General features: G+C 65.4%; 11 protein-coding genes. 4 read left to right on the top strand and 7 right to left on the bottom strand.

Annotated features, from left to right (window positions below; genetic code table 11):
• Nucleotides 1-6: 6 nt before the first annotated feature.
• The 5 genes from iolD to LJ655_RS25585 form a co-directional block, all read right to left on the bottom strand.
• Nucleotides 7-1,995 (bottom strand): 3D-(3,5/4)-trihydroxycyclohexane-1,2-dione acylhydrolase (decyclizing), encoded by a 1,989-nt coding sequence (iolD, locus tag LJ655_RS25605; RefSeq protein WP_230563977.1) that lies wholly within the window; start codon nt 1,993-1,995, stop codon nt 7-9.
• A complete protein-coding gene (locus LJ655_RS25600; protein WP_230563976.1) occupies nt 1,992-4,013 on the bottom strand; it encodes a bifunctional 5-dehydro-2-deoxygluconokinase/5-dehydro-2-deoxyphosphogluconate aldolase in 2,022 nt (673 codons plus the stop codon). The genes iolD and LJ655_RS25600 overlap by 4 nt, the downstream gene beginning before the upstream one ends.
• Nucleotides 4,014-4,088: 75 nt before the next feature.
• Entirely contained in the window at nt 4,089-4,895 is an 807-nt protein-coding gene (locus LJ655_RS25595) for an ATP-binding cassette domain-containing protein (protein ID WP_230563975.1), read from the bottom strand.
• 13 nt (nt 4,896-4,908) lie between these two features.
• Entirely contained in the window at nt 4,909-6,099 is a 1,191-nt protein-coding gene (locus LJ655_RS25590) for an ABC transporter permease (RefSeq protein ID WP_230563974.1), read from the bottom strand.
• A 92-nt stretch (nt 6,100-6,191) separates the two neighbouring features.
• Nucleotides 6,192-7,238, bottom strand: a complete 1,047-nt coding sequence (locus LJ655_RS25585) for a sugar ABC transporter substrate-binding protein (protein WP_230563973.1) — start codon at nt 7,236-7,238, stop codon at nt 6,192-6,194.
• Nucleotides 7,239-7,514: 276 nt separating this feature from the next.
• Between LJ655_RS25585 and LJ655_RS25580 the strand changes: the two genes are divergently transcribed.
• From LJ655_RS25580 to LJ655_RS25565, 4 genes are all read left to right on the top strand, one after another.
• Nucleotides 7,515-8,399 carry a MurR/RpiR family transcriptional regulator gene (locus tag LJ655_RS25580; protein WP_230563972.1) on the top strand — a complete coding sequence of 295 codons (885 nt, stop codon included), beginning with the start codon at nt 7,515-7,517 and terminating at the stop codon, nt 8,397-8,399.
• Nucleotides 8,392-9,408, top strand: a complete 1,017-nt coding sequence (gene iolG / locus LJ655_RS25575; protein ID WP_230563971.1) for an inositol 2-dehydrogenase — start codon at nt 8,392-8,394, stop codon at nt 9,406-9,408. The genes LJ655_RS25580 and iolG overlap by 8 nt, the downstream gene beginning before the upstream one ends.
• Nucleotides 9,408-10,454 carry a Gfo/Idh/MocA family oxidoreductase gene (locus LJ655_RS25570; protein ID WP_230563970.1) on the top strand — a complete coding sequence of 349 codons (1,047 nt, stop codon included), beginning with the start codon at nt 9,408-9,410 and terminating at the stop codon, nt 10,452-10,454. Before iolG ends, LJ655_RS25570 begins: the two co-directional genes overlap by 1 nt.
• Nucleotides 10,455-10,553: 99 nt before the next feature.
• Entirely contained in the window at nt 10,554-10,781 is a 228-nt protein-coding gene (locus LJ655_RS25565) for a sulfurtransferase TusA family protein (protein WP_230564005.1), read from the top strand.
• Between the two features lie 99 nt (nt 10,782-10,880).
• Here the strand turns inward: LJ655_RS25565 and galU are convergent, their stop codons facing one another.
• Nucleotides 10,881-11,762, bottom strand: coding sequence for a UTP--glucose-1-phosphate uridylyltransferase GalU (gene galU / locus LJ655_RS25560; RefSeq protein WP_230563969.1), 882 nt, complete (start codon nt 11,760-11,762; stop codon nt 10,881-10,883).
• 74 nt (nt 11,763-11,836) lie between these two features.
• The gene (locus LJ655_RS25555; protein WP_230563968.1) at nt 11,837-14,716 is read right to left on the bottom strand and encodes a valine--tRNA ligase; all 2,880 of its coding nucleotides are present in this window, start codon (nt 14,714-14,716) and stop codon (nt 11,837-11,839) included.
• Nucleotides 14,717-14,787 lie beyond the last annotated feature (71 nt).

Raw genomic sequence — 14,787 nt, 5'->3', positions numbered from 1 at the left:
GAGTCCTCATGGTTGCGACTCGTGATCGTTGCTTTGGGACGATGCGGGCGGCGCGGGCGGCGCCGCGCGCGCGGCGAGCTGCGCGTCGTACTCCGCGCGGGCGTCGCGCACCTCGCGGCGCGCCGACACTTCGGGCACCGCGACTTCCCACCACCAGCCGCCGTCCTCGGTCGTGCGAGCCGGGTCGGTGTCGATGCTGATGACGTACGTGCGACTCGCCGCGCGCGCGCGTTGCAGTGCCGCTTCGAGCTCGGCGAGATTGCCCGCGTGCTCGGCTTGCGCGCCGAGCGCGCGAGCGTGCGCGGCGAAATCGATGCGCGGCGCGCCCTCCGGTGCGTGCACGCAATCGTCGAGCAGATTGTTGAACGGCGCGCCGCCGCATGCCTGTTGCAGCCGGTTGATACAGCCGAAGCCGCGATTGTCGAGCACGACGACGATGAGCTTCGCGCCGAGCATCACCGAGCTGGCGATCTCGCTGTTGAGCATCAGATAGCTGCCGTCGCCGAGAATCACGATGACCTCGCGCTCGGGCCGCGCGAGCTTCACGCCGAGGCCGCCCGCGATCTCGTAGCCCATGCACGAGTAGCCGTATTCGACGTGATAGGCGCCGGGCCGTCCCGCGCGCCACAGCTTGTGCAGGTCGGCGGGCAGCGTGCCGGCCGCGCAGACGACGATGTCGTCGGTCGGGGAGTGCGCGCTCGAACGCTGCACCGCGCCGATCACGTCGCCCTCGTAGGGCAGCACCGATTCACGTTGCGGCGCATGCGTGAGCGCTTGCACGGTGTCGCGCCAACTGGCCGCGAGCTTGTGCGCGCGCGCGCTCCACGTGCGCTCCGCGTGCCAGCCTTGCAGCGGACCGGCGAGCGCGTCGAGCGCGAGCTTCACGTCCGCCTCGACGACGAAGCCGCGATGCTTGAGCGCGTCGAATCCATTCGCGTTGATCGCGATCACGTCGGCTTGCGTGAACAGCGTGTTCGAGCCGGTCGTAAAGTCCTGCAGGCGCGTGCCGAGCGCGAGCACGCAGTCGGCATCATGCGCGAGCGCATTGGCGGCCGGCGAGCCGGTCACGCCGAGCGCGCCCGCATTGAGCGGATCGTTCCACGCAAGCGAGCTCTTACCGGCCTGCGTTTCGGCGACCGGCACGCCGTGCGCGCTCGCGAAGCGGTGCAGCGCATCGGCCGCGCGGCTGTACAGCACGCCCCCGCCCGCGACGATCAGCGGACGCTTCGCGTGCTGCAAGCGCGCGCACGCGGCGTCGATATCGTCGCTACGAGGTGCGGGCGAATGTGGGCGCACGACGCGCGGTGCGAAGAAGTCCGCCGGAAAATCCCACGCCTGCGCCTGCACGTCCTGCGGCAACGCGAGCGTGACGGGGCCGCACAACGCGGCATCGGTCAGCACGCGGATGGCGCGCGGCAACGCGCTCAGCAATTGCGCCGGATGCACGATGCGATCGAAGTAGCGCGACAGCGGCTTGAACGCGTCGTTCGCGGACACGCCGCCGTCGTTGAAATCCTCGACCTGTTGCAGCACCGGATCGGGGGCGCGCGACACGAAGATATCGCCGGGCAACAGCAGCACCGGCAGGCGGTTCACGTGCGCGAGCGCGGCCGCGGTCAGCAAGTTTGTCGCGCCCGGGCCGATCGATGTCGTCACGGCCATCATGCGGCGCCGGAAGTGCGCCTTCGCATAGGCGATCGCGCTGTGCGCCATCGCCTGCTCGTTGTGCGCGCGCAGCGTCGGCAGCGCGTCGCGATGCTGATTCAGCGCCTCGCCGATGCCCGCGACATTGCCGTGCCCGAAGATCGCGAACACGCCGCCGAACAGCGGTTCGTCGCCGTGGCCGTCAACGCCCGCGACGCGTTGCGCGGCCAGGTAGCGCACGAGCGCCTGCGCCGTCGTCAGGCGAATCGTGCCGGCGGTGTGCACGGGCGCATGGGTTGGGGTCGCGCCGCTGGCGGATGGCGTGTCGTCATGCATGATGCGCTCGGTCATGCGGCCTCTCCCTGATGAACGTGATGAGGCGTGCCGTGTGCCGCGGGTTCGCCGCGCGCGCTGCGCCACGCGGCGATCAGCGTTTCGAACGTCCGGCGCACGCGCGCGATCAATTCGTCGTCGCCGATTTCACCGGCGAGCCACGCATGGCTCGGCTCGTAAAAGATCGTGCGGCCGACCGTGAAGCCGCGACAGGTCGCCGCTTGCGCGGCCGCGTGAAAGCCTTCGCTCAACTGCTCGACCGCGGCCGACAAGCCGAGCAGCACGACGCCGCGGCAATAGGGATCGCGCTCGGCGATCAGCGCGTCGATGGCCTGCCATTGCGCGGCGTCCATCGGTTCGAGTTTCCACCACTCGGGGTAGATGCCGAGGTTGTAGAGGCGCTTCAACGCGCGATACACGATGTCCGGTCCCTGAGGCAGCGCCGCATGCTTCGGCGGAATCACTTCGAGCAGCAGTTCGTGCCCGCTTGCCTGGGTCGCGTCGTACAGCGCGCGCAGTTGCGCTTCCTGTTCGAGCCGCTGCTCGATCGGCTCGTCGGGATGAAACTGCACGAGGCATTTGACGACGTGCTCCTGCGGCCAGGCAATCAGCGTGGTGCCGATCGAGCGGCCATGGTCGAACACGAGCGGCACGGAACCGGGCAGTTCGACCGGGCGGCCGATCCACCAGCCGCGGCCGGTCGCGGCGTTCAGCGCGTCCTGACCATAGCGGTCGTCGATCAGTACGCCGATGCGTCCGTGCAGGTTCATCGCGCGTTCGGTCTGCGCGACGGCTTCGACGAACAGGTTCTTCAGACGCGCAATACGCGCTTCGCCGGCACCGGTCTGCTGCGCAAGCTCGAAGAACGGGTTGCGATGATCGAACGCGAAGCCGAGCACTTCGTGCCACGTTTTGCGCGCCGGCGACACGCGATGCAGTCTGGCGAGCGTCGCGTCGCGATCCGGGCGGCGCATGCGCTGCGGATCGGCCTGCGCTTCGCGCAGAAAGTAGTCGAGTTCGGCGGGCGTCGGCATGGCCGGGGCGCAGCCATGCCGCGACACGACCAGCGCGCCGCTCGCGTTCGCGGCGCGCGCGCAGGCGTCGAGCGGCTGATCGCGCAGCCAGCCGGACAGAAAGCCGGAAGCGAAGGCGTCGCCCGCGCCGAGTACGTTCAGCACCTCGACCTCGACGCCGCCATGAACCGGCACCGTATCGAGCGAGCCAGGCACCGCGCCGTCGATGATCTGACAGCCGAGCGGCCCGCGCTTGAGCACGAGCGTGGCCGGCGTTACGGCGCGCACCGTCGCGAGCGCGTCGACGAGGTCGGTCGTGCCGCCGGCGATGCGAAACTCCTCCTCGGTGCCGATCACGAGATCGAACAGCGGCAGAATCCGCTGCAAATGCGCGCTCACGCCCTCGCTCGCCACGAAACGCGTTTCGCCGTCGGCTTTGCCTGTGAGCCCCCACAGCACCGGCCGGTAGTCGATGTCGAGCACGGTGCGCACGGCGTTGCGGCGCGCGTAATCGAGCGCGCGCCGGCTCGTGCGGTTGACCTGCGCGGTCGAGAAGTGCGTGCCGGTGATCAGCAGCGCTTTCGACGACGCGATGAACGCCTCGTCGAAATCGGCTTCGTCGACTGCCATGTCCGCGCAGTTCTCGCGGTAGAAGATCAGCGGGAACGTGTCGCGGTCCTTCAGGCCGAGCAGCACGAGCGCGGTCAGCCGTTCGTGGTCGATACGCACGTGGCTCACGTCGCAGCCTTCCTTCGCGAGCGTTTCGGTCAGGAAGCGCCCCATGTGATCGTTGCCGACGCGGGCGAGCATCGCCGCGTCGAGCCCGAGCCGCGCGCAGCCGAACGCGATGTTCGCCGACGATCCGCCGAGATACTTCGCGAAGCTCGACACGTCTTCGAGGCGCGCGCCGACCTGCTGCGCGTACAGATCGACGGCCAGCCGGCCGAGGCACACGATGTCGCGGCTGCGGCCCGGTGCGAACCGGCTGCCTGGGGAGCCGCTGGAAGTGCTGGATTGATCCATGAATAGTCCTGAGTAACGGTGCGCGGCGGCCGGTCAGGCGAAACGCGGCGAAGCCGCGCGTGCCGCGCGAATCGGTCAGATCGTCGCGCCTTCGAGTTCGCCGATCATCTTCTGCATCTCGGCGCCGCCGGCCATCATGTCGAGCACTTCGTCCTTGCTGATGGTCTGTTTCGTGAACGTGCCGAGCGAGCGGCCGCGATTGAGCAGCGTGAACGAATCGCCGATCGGATACGCGTGGTGCACGTTGTGCGTGATGAAGATCACCGAGATGCCCTTGGCGCGCGCTTTATGGATCAGCTTCAGGACGTTGAAGCTCTGTTTGACGCCGAGCGCGGCGGTCGGCTCGTCGAGAATCAGCACGCGCGCGCCAAAGTGGATTGCGCGTGCGATCGCCAGACACTGCCGTTCGCCGCCGGACATCGTGCCGATCGGCTGATGCGGATCGCGCACGTTGATGCCCATTTCGCCGAGCTTGTCGCGTGCGGTACTCGCGCAAGTTTCGAGATCCATGACTTTCAGGAAGCCGTAGAGTTTTTTCTGCGGTTCGCGGCCCATGAAGAAATTGCGCGCGACCGACAGCAGCGGCACCAATGCGAGATCCTGATAGACGGTCGCGATGCCCAGATCGAGCGCGTCCTTCGGCGACGTGAAGTGCACCGGCTTGCCGTCCACCCGGTAGGTTCCCTTGCTCGGCTGATATACGCCCGCCAGCGTTTTGATCAGCGTCGATTTGCCCGCGCCGTTGTCGCCGAGCAGGCAGTGCACTTCGCCGCGCTTGAGCCGCATCGTGATGTCGTTCAGCGCGATGATGTTGCCGAAATAACGGCTGACGTTTTCGAGCGACAGAATGATGTCGTCCGGGTTCTGTTCGGGGGTGCTCATCGTGAACCTCCGTCTAGCGCGATGCCGCGACGCGGCCGCGCACATAGTGGTTGAACAGCACGGCGAACAGCAGCATCACGCCGAGGAACACGCGGAACCAGTCGGAATCGACGTTGGTGTACGTGATGCCGATCTGCACCACGCCGAAGATCAGGGCGCCGAAGCAGGCGCCGACCACCGAGCCGTAGCCGCCCGTGAGCAGCGTGCCGCCGATCACCGCGGCGATGATCGCCTCGAACTCCGCCTGCAAGCCGCGGTCGGCCGCGGCCGAACCGATGTCGCACACCTGCAGCACCGCATACAGGGCCGAGCAGAACGCGGTCAGCACGAACAGCGAGATCTTCACGCGACGCACCGGCACGCCGACGTTCTTGGCCGCGTTGGCGTCGCCGCCGACCGCGAAAATCCAGTTGCCGAAGCGCGTTTTCGCAAGCGTGAACGCACACACCACGGCCAGCACGAGCCACCACAGCAGCACCTTGGGAATGCCCGGTACGAGCGGCATGCCGTTATCGAGCATCTTGACGAGGCCGAGGTGGCCCAGCCACACAAAAAGACCTCTGAACGCGACGCCCTGGAAGAACGTGTGCGCGAACCAGTCCTGACGCGCGACGTCGCCGACCCCGGAGATGATCGTGCGATCGGCGAACATCACCGATAGCGCGAGCGTGAGGCCGCGCAGAATGAACAGGAACGCGAGCGTGACGATGAACGAGGGCAGGCGCGTGCGCATCACCAGATAGCCGTTGAGCGCGCCGAGCAGCATCGAGCCGGCGAACGCGAACAGGATCGCGAGCCAGATCGGCCAGTGAAAGTACATGGTCGGCAACGCGACCATCATGCCCGCAAAACCGATCATCGAGCCGATCGACAGATCGAACTCGCCGGCGATCATCAGCAGGCACGCGCCGACCGAAATCAGGCCCAGATAGGCGGCGACCTGCGACCAGTTCATCACGCCGTCGAGGTTGAACATCCCCGAGTTGCCGGCCGCCACGCCGAACACGATGAACACCATGACGGTGCCCGCGAGCGCCGCGAATTCAGGACGGCCGAGCAGATGACGGAACCAGGATTCCTGGCGCACGCGTTCGTCGGCCGCAACCGGCTGCGAGACGGATGCCGAACCGGACGGCGCCGGGTCCTGCGGATCGGGCGGCGGTTGCTTGCGGTGATGGGGATGAAAAAGGTCGGCGACACCCATTGAAACTCTCCTTGATACGCCCGCGACCGGCGGGGCGACGCAGGGCTGCGGCCAGCGCGGCGGCCCTGCTCACGCGAGGCGATGACGTGCGTTCAGCGGTACTGACCCGCGTACTTCAGCACCTTGTCGACATTGGCCTTCGTGATGAAGCCCGGGCCTGAGCCGATATTGCGCGGCCCGTACGACGGCGTGAGCCCATAGGTCGCGAGACGTTCCTTGAACTTCGGATTCGCCTGCAGGATCTCGCGGATCTTCACGGGATCGGTGGTGTGGTTCTTCTTCACGATCGCGAGCACGGCGACCGGGATATACCCCTGCAAGTACGGTTGCTGATCGATCGCGAACTGAATGGTGCCGTCCTGGATGCCCTTCGCGATGTCGCTGTCGAAGTCGAACGTCGCGAACCAGATCTTGCCCGCGAGGCCCATCTGCTGCAGCGCCTTCAAGGTCGGATCGGCCGACAGCGGACCGAGCGTGAGCACCGCCTGGGTATCGGGATGATTGCGCAGGAACGCGCTGACCTTCGACTGCACGCCGGTCGGGTCCTGGCCCGCGTCGAGCGTCGAGGTCTTGAAGTCGGCGCCGATCGCTTCGGCGAAACCGCGGCAGCGTTCGAACGAAGCGGGGTTCGTCGCGTAGTGGTTCACGCACAGGAACGACTTGATGCCGGCAGCCTTGGCCTTTTCTCCCGCGGCCTTGCCGGCCGCGAACTCGGGCTGGCCGACGTGCATGATGGCGCCGAGCTTCGCGCTTTGCTCCTCGGTGCCCGAATTGATCGTGACGAGCGGAATGTGTTTCTCGGTGACCTTCGCGATCGAACTCTTCAGCACGTCGAAGTCGGCGATCGATACGATTACGCCGTCGTAGTTGCGCGCGGCTGCCTGCTCGATCAGGCGCGCCATGTCGGCGATGTCGCCGTTCGGCGGATTGCGATAGTCGGTCTGGACATTGAAGTCCTCGTCCGCCTGCTTGATCGCGTTCTTGATCGTGTTCCACCACGAGTCCGAATCCGGCGCGTGGCTGATCAGCACGAAGTGAGCGTCCGCCGCGCGGGCGGCCGAGGCCGCGCCGAATCCTGCCGCCAACGTCAACGCCGTCACCAGAATCCTGAGCGTTGCCTTGCCTCTGCAAAGTCTCATTGTCTCCACCTTTCTCGGTCTGTCGTTCGTTGTTGAGGGAGCGCCTGGCGGGCGGCTTTCGATTCCGACGAGCCATACAACGAGGCCGAAGCGCCATCGCTCACGACCAAGAGTAGGTCAACTTCAGCCGTCTTGCAAAGAAAATTTCACGGCAAATAAAAATGGAAAATACATTCCATTTGGCGCGACGGCTGCCTATAATCCGCAACGTCGGATGCGTGATGCCGCGGCCCGCGGGCGCGTCTGCCGCATCGCAGGAACTCCCGAGGGGCAGTCATGGCGGAACAGATCACAGAAGAAGCGTTGCCGAGCGTCGACGAATTGATGCAGCGCATCGCAGAGAACTACGAGTCGCTGCCGCGGCAGTTGAAAAGCGTCGCGACCTATATCGAGCAGCATCGGTCGAGCGTGATGATGGATCGCACGAGCGATATCGCCGCGAGCTGCGGCGTGCATCCGTCGGCGGTCGTGCGCTTCGCGCAGCGCTTCGGCTTTTCCGGCTTCTCCGACCTGCAGGCGGTGTTTCGTCAGGCGTATACGGGGCAGGGCGTGTCGTCGCCGAGCTATCAGCAGCGCATTCGCAAGCTGATCGACGAGAAGCCCGGCACCTTGTCGGGCGGCGCGGTCGCGCGCGAGTTCATCGCCGCGTCACGCGGCGGCCTCGAAGAGCTCGAAGCGGCACTCGACGACAGGCAGTTCGACGCTGCCGTGAAGATGCTGCAGCAGGCCGACAACATCTACGTGGTCGGCGTGCGGCGCTCGTTTCCGGTCGCGAGCTACATCGTCTACGCGTTGCAGCATACGCACAAGCGCGTGCACCTCGTGTCCGGTTTCGGCGGCATGTATCGCGAGCAAATCCGCAGCGTGAGGAAGGGCGACGTGGTGATCGCCATCAGCTTCGCGCCGTACGGCAAGGAGACGCAGTACTGTCTGCGCGTCGCGCATCATCACCAGGCGAAGACGCTCGTCATTACGGATAGCCAACTTTCGCCGCTCGCGCGCTACGCGAGCACGCAGCTTTACGTGAAAGAGGGCAGCGCGTTCGCGTTCCGCTCGCTGACCAGCACGATCTGCCTGTGCCAGGCGCTCTTCATCGCGCTCGCGTACAAGCTCGAACTGAACGTTGAAGAATCGAACAACACGGGAGGCTACGATGACTGAAGCGGTTAGCACGATCGACGTCGCGGTATTCGGCGCGGGGCGCATCGGCAAGATCCATGCGGCGAATCTCGCGCGGCAACCGGGCGTGCGGCTCAAATACGTGGTCGACGTGAATCGCGAGGCGGCGGCCGCGTTGGCCGCGCAGCACGGCGCACAGGTCGCCGATGTCGACGGTGCGATCGGCGACGCGTCGATCGGCGCGACCGTGATCTGCTCCAGCACCGACACCCACGCTGACCTGATCGTCAAATCGGCCGCGCAGGGGAAGCACGTGTTCTGCGAGAAGCCGGTCGATCTCACCCTGGAGCGCGCGCGGTTGTGCGCGCAGGCGGTGGAGCGCGCGGGCGTCGTGTGCATGATCGGGTTTCAGCGGCGGTTCGATCCGACGTTTTCCGCATTGAAAGCGCGCATCGACGCGGGCGAGATCGGCACGCCGGAAATGCTGGTCGTCACGAGCCGCGACCCGGGCGCGCCGCCGCTCGAGTACATCCGGCACTCGGGCGGCATCTTCAAGGACATGCTGATTCACGACTTCGACATCTTCCGCTGGATTCTCGACGACGAAGCCGACACGCTGCACGCCACCGGCAGTTGCCTCACCGACCCCGCGATCGCCGACGCGGGCGATATCGATTCGACCGCGGTTACGATCCGCACGAAACGTGGCCGCCTGTGCCAGATCAACACCACGCGGCGCGCCGCGTACGGCTACGACCAGCGCTTCGAAGTGCTCGGCAGCGGCGGCATGCTGCAGGCGGGCAACGTGCGGCCGACCGAGGTCACCGCGTACTCGAAGACGCAGGTATCGACCGACGTGCCCGAGGCGTTCTTTCTCGAACGCTATCGCACGGCGTACGCGCTCGAAATCGCCCATTTCTTCGATGCGCTCATGCACCGCAAGCCGGTGCGCACGACCGTCGCCGATGGCCTCAAAGCGCTCGAACTCGCGCAAGCCGCCACGCGTTCCTGGCGCGAGGGCCGCGCGGTCAAACTCGGCGAGGCCGCGTGATGAAACCCGCCACACAGCGTTTGCGGCTCGGCGTGGTCGGCCTCGGGCGGCTCGGCAAGCGGCATGCGGAAAATCTCGCGTATCGCGTGCCGGGCGCGACACTGACGGCCGCGTGCAGTCCGCTCGCAGACGAACTCGCATGGGCGCGCGATGCGCTTCCCGAGCCGCGTCTCTACGCCGACTACGCGGACCTGCTCGCCGATCCGCACGTCGACGCGGTGTGGCTCGTCACACCGTCGTCGCTGCATGCGCAGCAGATCGTCGACGCGTTGCGAGCCGGCAAGCATGTGTTCTGCGAGAAACCGCTGTCGCTCGATGTCGCCGAATGTGAACGCGTGCTGGCCGAGGCGGCGCGCTATGCGCATCTGCACGCGACGATCGGCTTCATGCGGCGTTTCGATCCAAGCTATCGGGACGCGTTCGAGAAGGTCGCCGCCGGGCAGATCGGCCGGCCGTTCCTCGTGCGTTCCCAGACGACGGATCAAAACGACAACGACGGCTTTTTCGTGCGCTTCGCGGCGACCTCGGGCGGGATCTTTCTCGACTGCACGGTGCACGACATCGACGTCGCCCGGTGGCTGCTCGGCAAGCCGCGCGCGACGCGGGTGTTCGCGGCGGGCACGGTCGCGCTGCACGAGGGCTTGCGCGAATTCGGCGATGTCGACAACGGCGTCGCGATCTGCGAATTCGAGGGCGGCAAGTTGGCGATGTTCTACGCGTCGCGCACGCAGGCGCACGGCAACGATACGCACAGCGAAGTGATCGGCACGGCGGGGGGGCTGACGATCGGGCGCAATCCGCGCGCGAATCGCGTCGAGATTTACGACGCGAGCGGCATTCGTAACGAATGCACGCCGAACTTCTTCGACCGTTTCGAGGACGCGTTTCTGCACGAGGCGCGCGCGTTCGTCGCGTCGGTGCAAAACGGGGCGGGAATCGGCGACGCGGCGCCACGCGGCGCGACCCTGGCCGATGCCCTCGAAGCCACGCGCATCGGCGTCGCGCTGCGCGAGTCGCTGCAAAGCGGCCAGGCGGTGACGCTGTAGCGTCGGGCAGCCGGCGCGGCCGCTGCGCCTGCTGTAGAATTTGACCCTCTGTCCGGCGTCGTCAGCGACGCCTCGTCCCGAAGGTCATCGTCGATGCAAATTCAGATTCACAAGGAAGTCGATGCGCGCGGGCTCACGTGCCCGCTGCCCATCCTGCGCGCCAAAAAGGCGCTCTCCGACATGGAAAGCGGCCAGATTCTCAAGGTGCTCGCCACCGATCCCGGCTCGCAGCGCGATTTCGCCGCGTTCGCGAAGCAGACCGGCAACGAGATCATCGAAAGCTCGGCGCATGACAAGGTGTTCACGTTCCTGATGCGTCGCCGGTGAGCGGCATCCGGTAAAACTGTCCGTCCGATGTAAAAAAGAAGGCGCTGTCCCCATTATCCGGGGTACAGCGCCTTCTTCGTTTCAGCCTCGCGGCTGGCCTCAGCCTTCGAGAACCGGCGAGCGCGTGCGCAGATATTCTTCGAAATCGGCGGCCACCTCCGGGTGACGCAGCGCGAACTCGACCGTCGCCTTCAGGTAACCGAGCTTGCTGCCGCAGTCGAAACGCGTGCCGTGATATTTGTAGGCGAGCACCTGCTCGTCGGCGAGCAGCGACTGGATCGCGTCCGTCAGTTGCAGTTCACCGCCCGCGCCCGGCTTGATCGCGCGCAGGTGATCGAAGATGCGGGGCTTGAGCACATAGCGGCCCACCACGCCGAGGTTCGACGGCGCCACGCTCGGCTCCGGCTTTTCGACGATGCCCGACATCTTGATGATCGAGTCTTCCCATTCCTTGCCATCGACGATGCCGTACGACTTCGTGTCCTGCGGCGGGATCTCTTCAACGCCGATCACCGAGCTGTGATAGTGATCGAACACCTCGATCATCTGCGTCATCACGGGCGGCGTGCCGTACAGCAGGTCGTCCGCGAGAATCACGGCGAACGGGTTATCGCCGACCAGCTTCTCCGCGCACAGCACCGCGTGACCGAGGCCCAGCGCCTCGGCCTGACGCACGTAGAAGCAGTCCACATGGCTCGGCTTGATGCTGCGCACGAGTTCGAGCAGCTTGTCTTTGCCGCGCGCTTCGAGCTCGGCCTCGATCTCGTAGGACTTGTCGAAATGGTCTTCGATCGCGCGCTTGCTGCGGCCCGTGACGAAGATCATTTCGGTGATGCCGGCCGCCATGGCTTCTTCGACCGCGTACTGAATCAGCGGCTTGTCGACGATCGGCAGCATCTCTTTCGGGCTAGCCTTCGTGGCGGGGAGGAAGCGGGTGCCAAGACCCGCGACCGGAAAAACCGCCTTCGTAACTTTTAGCATGTGAATACCCTGAGTCCTCTGGTTTAAGTCCCGGCCCGCCCGCCGCGGAGGCAAGCGGGCGAGGCGCGCGTCGATCAGGCCGGCAAGCGGGCCAGCTGGGCTTGCAGCTTGCCCACGGTGGCTTCGAAATCAGCAAGCCGTTTCTGTTCCTGTTCCACGACCGCCGCCGGCGCCTTTGCAACGAATGCCTGATTCTGTAGCTTACCGTTGCATTTGACGATTTCAGCACTCAATCGTGCGATCTCTTTCGACAGGCGTTCGCGTTCAACCGCCACGTCGATCTCGACCTTAAGCACGAGCTTGTCGGTTCCTACGATAGCAATCGGCGCGCCATCCGCCTGGGCGTCGAGCGCGGCCTCGTCGGCGATGATCTGCACTTCGGACAGACGCGCCAGTGCCTGAGCGTAAGGCGCGAAAGTGCGCAGGCGCTCCGCGTTGCCGGTGGCGAGCAACGGCACCTTGACCGCCGGCGACAGGTTCATCTCGCCGCGCAGGTTCCGGCACGCGTCGATCACCGCCTTGAGGCCGGCCGCCCACTGCTCGGCGTCTTCGTCGAGCTTCGACGGCTCCGCGATCGGGTACGGCTGCACCATGATGGACGCTTCACCGTCGGCCTTGCCTTCGGGGTAGCGTCCCGCGAGCGGCGCCACCTTCTGCCACAGCGCTTCGGTGATGTACGGGATCACCGGATGCGCGAGGCGCAATACCGTCTCGAGCACACGCAGCAGCGTGCGGCGGGTTGCGCGCTGCTGGTTCGGCTGACCCGTCTGGATCTGCACTTTGGCGAGCTCGAGGTACCAGTCACAATATTCGTCCCATACGAACTTGTATAGGGCGTTGGCCACATTGTCAAAACGATAGTCTGAAAAACCCTTGGCGACCTCCGCTTCCACGCGTTGCAGTTGCGACACGATCCAGCGGTCGGCCTGCGAGAAATGCAGATGGCCTTCTGGCCCGCATTCGCCACATTGCGCCGCCTGGCCGAAACCGCAGTCGTGGCCTTCGCAGTTCATCAGCACGAAGCGCGTGGCGTTCCAAAGCTTGTTGCAGAAGTTGCGATAGCCCTCGCAGCGCGCGAGGTCGAAGTTCACGTTGCGGCCGAGCGTGGCCATCGACGCCATCGTGAAGCGCAGCGCGTCGGTGCCGAAGGCCGGAATGCCTTCCGGAAACTCCTTGCGGGTCTTCTTTTCGATCGACGCGGCCTGCTTCGGGTTCATCAGGCCCGTGGTGCGCTTCGCGACGAGCGCGTCGAGGCCGATGCCATCGACGATATCGATCGGGTCGAGCGTATTGCCCTTGCTCTTCGACATCTTCTGGCCTTCGGCATCGCGCACGAGCCCGTGCACGTAGACCGTTTCAAACGGCACCTTGCCGGTGAAGTGCGTGGTCATCATGACCATGCGCGCGACCCAGAAGAAGATGATGTCGAAGCCGGTGACGAGCACCGACGACGGCATGAAGTGCTTGAGTTCTTCCGTTTCGTTCGGCCAACCGAGCGACGAGAACGGCACCAGAGCGGACGAGAACCACGTGTCGAGCACGTCTTCGTCGCGCTCGAGCGCACCCGTGTAGCCGGCCGCGGCGGCCTTCGCGCGCGCTTCTTCCTCGGTCTTCGCGACGAACACTTCGCCATTCTCGCCGTACCACGCCGGAATCTGATGACCCCACCACAGCTGACGCGAGATGCACCAGTCCTGGATGTTTTCGAGCCACTGGTAATACGTGGTGGTCCAGTTTTCCGGCACGAATTTGATCTGGCCGTTGCGGACCACGTCGAGCGCGGTTTCGGCGATCGACTTGCCCGGATTGAACGTGCCTTCGGGCGCCGGCTTGCTCATTGCGACGAACCACTGGTCGGTGAGCATCGGCTCGATCACGACGCCGGTGCGGTCGCCGCGCGGCACCATCAGCTTGTGCGGCTTGACCGATTCGAGCGCGCCGAGCGTCTCGAGATCCTCGATCACGAGCGCGCGCGCTGCGAAACGGTCGAGGCCGCGATATTTTTCGGGCGCGTTGTCGTTGATCTTCGCGTCGAGCGTGAGGATTTCGATTTGCGGCAGCTTGTGACGCAGGCCGACCTGGTAGTCGTTGAAATCGTGCGCGGGCGTGACCTTGACGACGCCGGTGCCGAACTCGCGGTCGACGTAATCGTCGGCGATGATGGGCACTTCGCGGTTCGAGAGCGGCAGCGTGACGGTCTTGCCGATCAGATGCGCGTAGCGTTCGTCTTCGGGGTGCACCATCACGGCGGTGTCGCCGAGCATGGTTTCCGGACGCGTGGTGGCAACGGTCAGATGGCCGGAGCCGTCGGTCAACGGATAGCGGATGTGCCACAGGTGGCCGTTTTCTTCCTCGCTGACCACTTCGAGGTCGGACACGGCGGTGAGCAGCACCGGGTCCCAGTTCACGAGGCGTTTGCCGCGATAGATCAGACCCTGTTCATACAGGCGTACGAACACGTCGCGCACGGCGGCCGACATCTTGTCGTCCATCGTGAAGTATTCGCGCGACCAGTCGATCGACGCGCCGAGACGGCGCACCTGATTCGTGATGGTGGAGCCGGACTGCTGCTTCCACTCCCACACGCGTTCGACGAACTTCTCGCGGCCGAGGTCATGGCGCGACACGCCCTGCGCGTCGAGCTGCCGTTCCACGACGATCTGCGTCGCGATGCCCGCGTGGTCGGTGCCCGGCACCCACAGCGTGTTCTCGCCGAGCATGCGGTGATAGCGGGTGAGGCCGTCCATGATGGTCTGGTTGAACGCGTGGCCCATGTGCAGGGTGCCCGTGACGTTCGGCGGCGGCAGCTGGATCGAGAAATCCTTGCGGTTCGCGTCGAAGGAGGGCGCGGCGTAGGCGCGCTTTTCCCATTCAGGGCCCCAGTGGGCTTCGATGGTCTGGGGTTCGAAGCTCTTTGCAAGCGTCGAGGTGGGGTCGCTCGGGGTGTCGCTCATGTTTCTGTTCTAAAAGCAGGCTTTGGGATGCGGAGAATGGTTGATTATAGCTGGACGGGGTTTCTTGCCGG

Source organism: Paraburkholderia translucens, from assembly GCF_020881035.1.
In the GTDB taxonomy this organism is placed as follows: Bacteria; Pseudomonadota; Gammaproteobacteria; order Burkholderiales; family Burkholderiaceae; genus Paraburkholderia; species Paraburkholderia translucens.
The sequence above is the reverse complement of the archived record's forward strand: the minus strand, read 5'-3'. Positions and strand labels throughout refer to the sequence as shown.

Excerpts from the sequence above, each read along its gene's own strand:
- iolG (WP_230563971.1), top strand. The coding sequence starts at position 8,392 with ATGACTGAAGCGGTTAGCACGATCGACGTCGCGGTATTCGGCGCGGGG.
- galU (WP_230563969.1), bottom strand. The coding sequence starts at position 11,762 with ATGCTAAAAGTTACGAAGGCGGTTTTTCCGGTCGCGGGTCTTGGCACC.
- LJ655_RS25585 (WP_230563973.1), bottom strand. The coding sequence starts at position 7,238 with ATGAGACTTTGCAGAGGCAAGGCAACGCTCAGGATTCTGGTGACGGCG.
- iolD (WP_230563977.1), bottom strand. The coding sequence starts at position 1,995 with ATGACCGAGCGCATCATGCATGACGACACGCCATCCGCCAGCGGCGCG.
- LJ655_RS25590 (WP_230563974.1), bottom strand. The coding sequence starts at position 6,099 with ATGGGTGTCGCCGACCTTTTTCATCCCCATCACCGCAAGCAACCGCCG.
- LJ655_RS25555 (WP_230563968.1), bottom strand. The coding sequence starts at position 14,716 with ATGAGCGACACCCCGAGCGACCCCACCTCGACGCTTGCAAAGAGCTTC.
- LJ655_RS25570 (WP_230563970.1), top strand. The coding sequence starts at position 9,408 with ATGAAACCCGCCACACAGCGTTTGCGGCTCGGCGTGGTCGGCCTCGGG.
- LJ655_RS25580 (WP_230563972.1), top strand. The coding sequence starts at position 7,515 with ATGGCGGAACAGATCACAGAAGAAGCGTTGCCGAGCGTCGACGAATTG.
- LJ655_RS25595 (WP_230563975.1), bottom strand. The coding sequence starts at position 4,895 with ATGAGCACCCCCGAACAGAACCCGGACGACATCATTCTGTCGCTCGAA.
- LJ655_RS25600 (WP_230563976.1), bottom strand. The coding sequence starts at position 4,013 with ATGGATCAATCCAGCACTTCCAGCGGCTCCCCAGGCAGCCGGTTCGCA.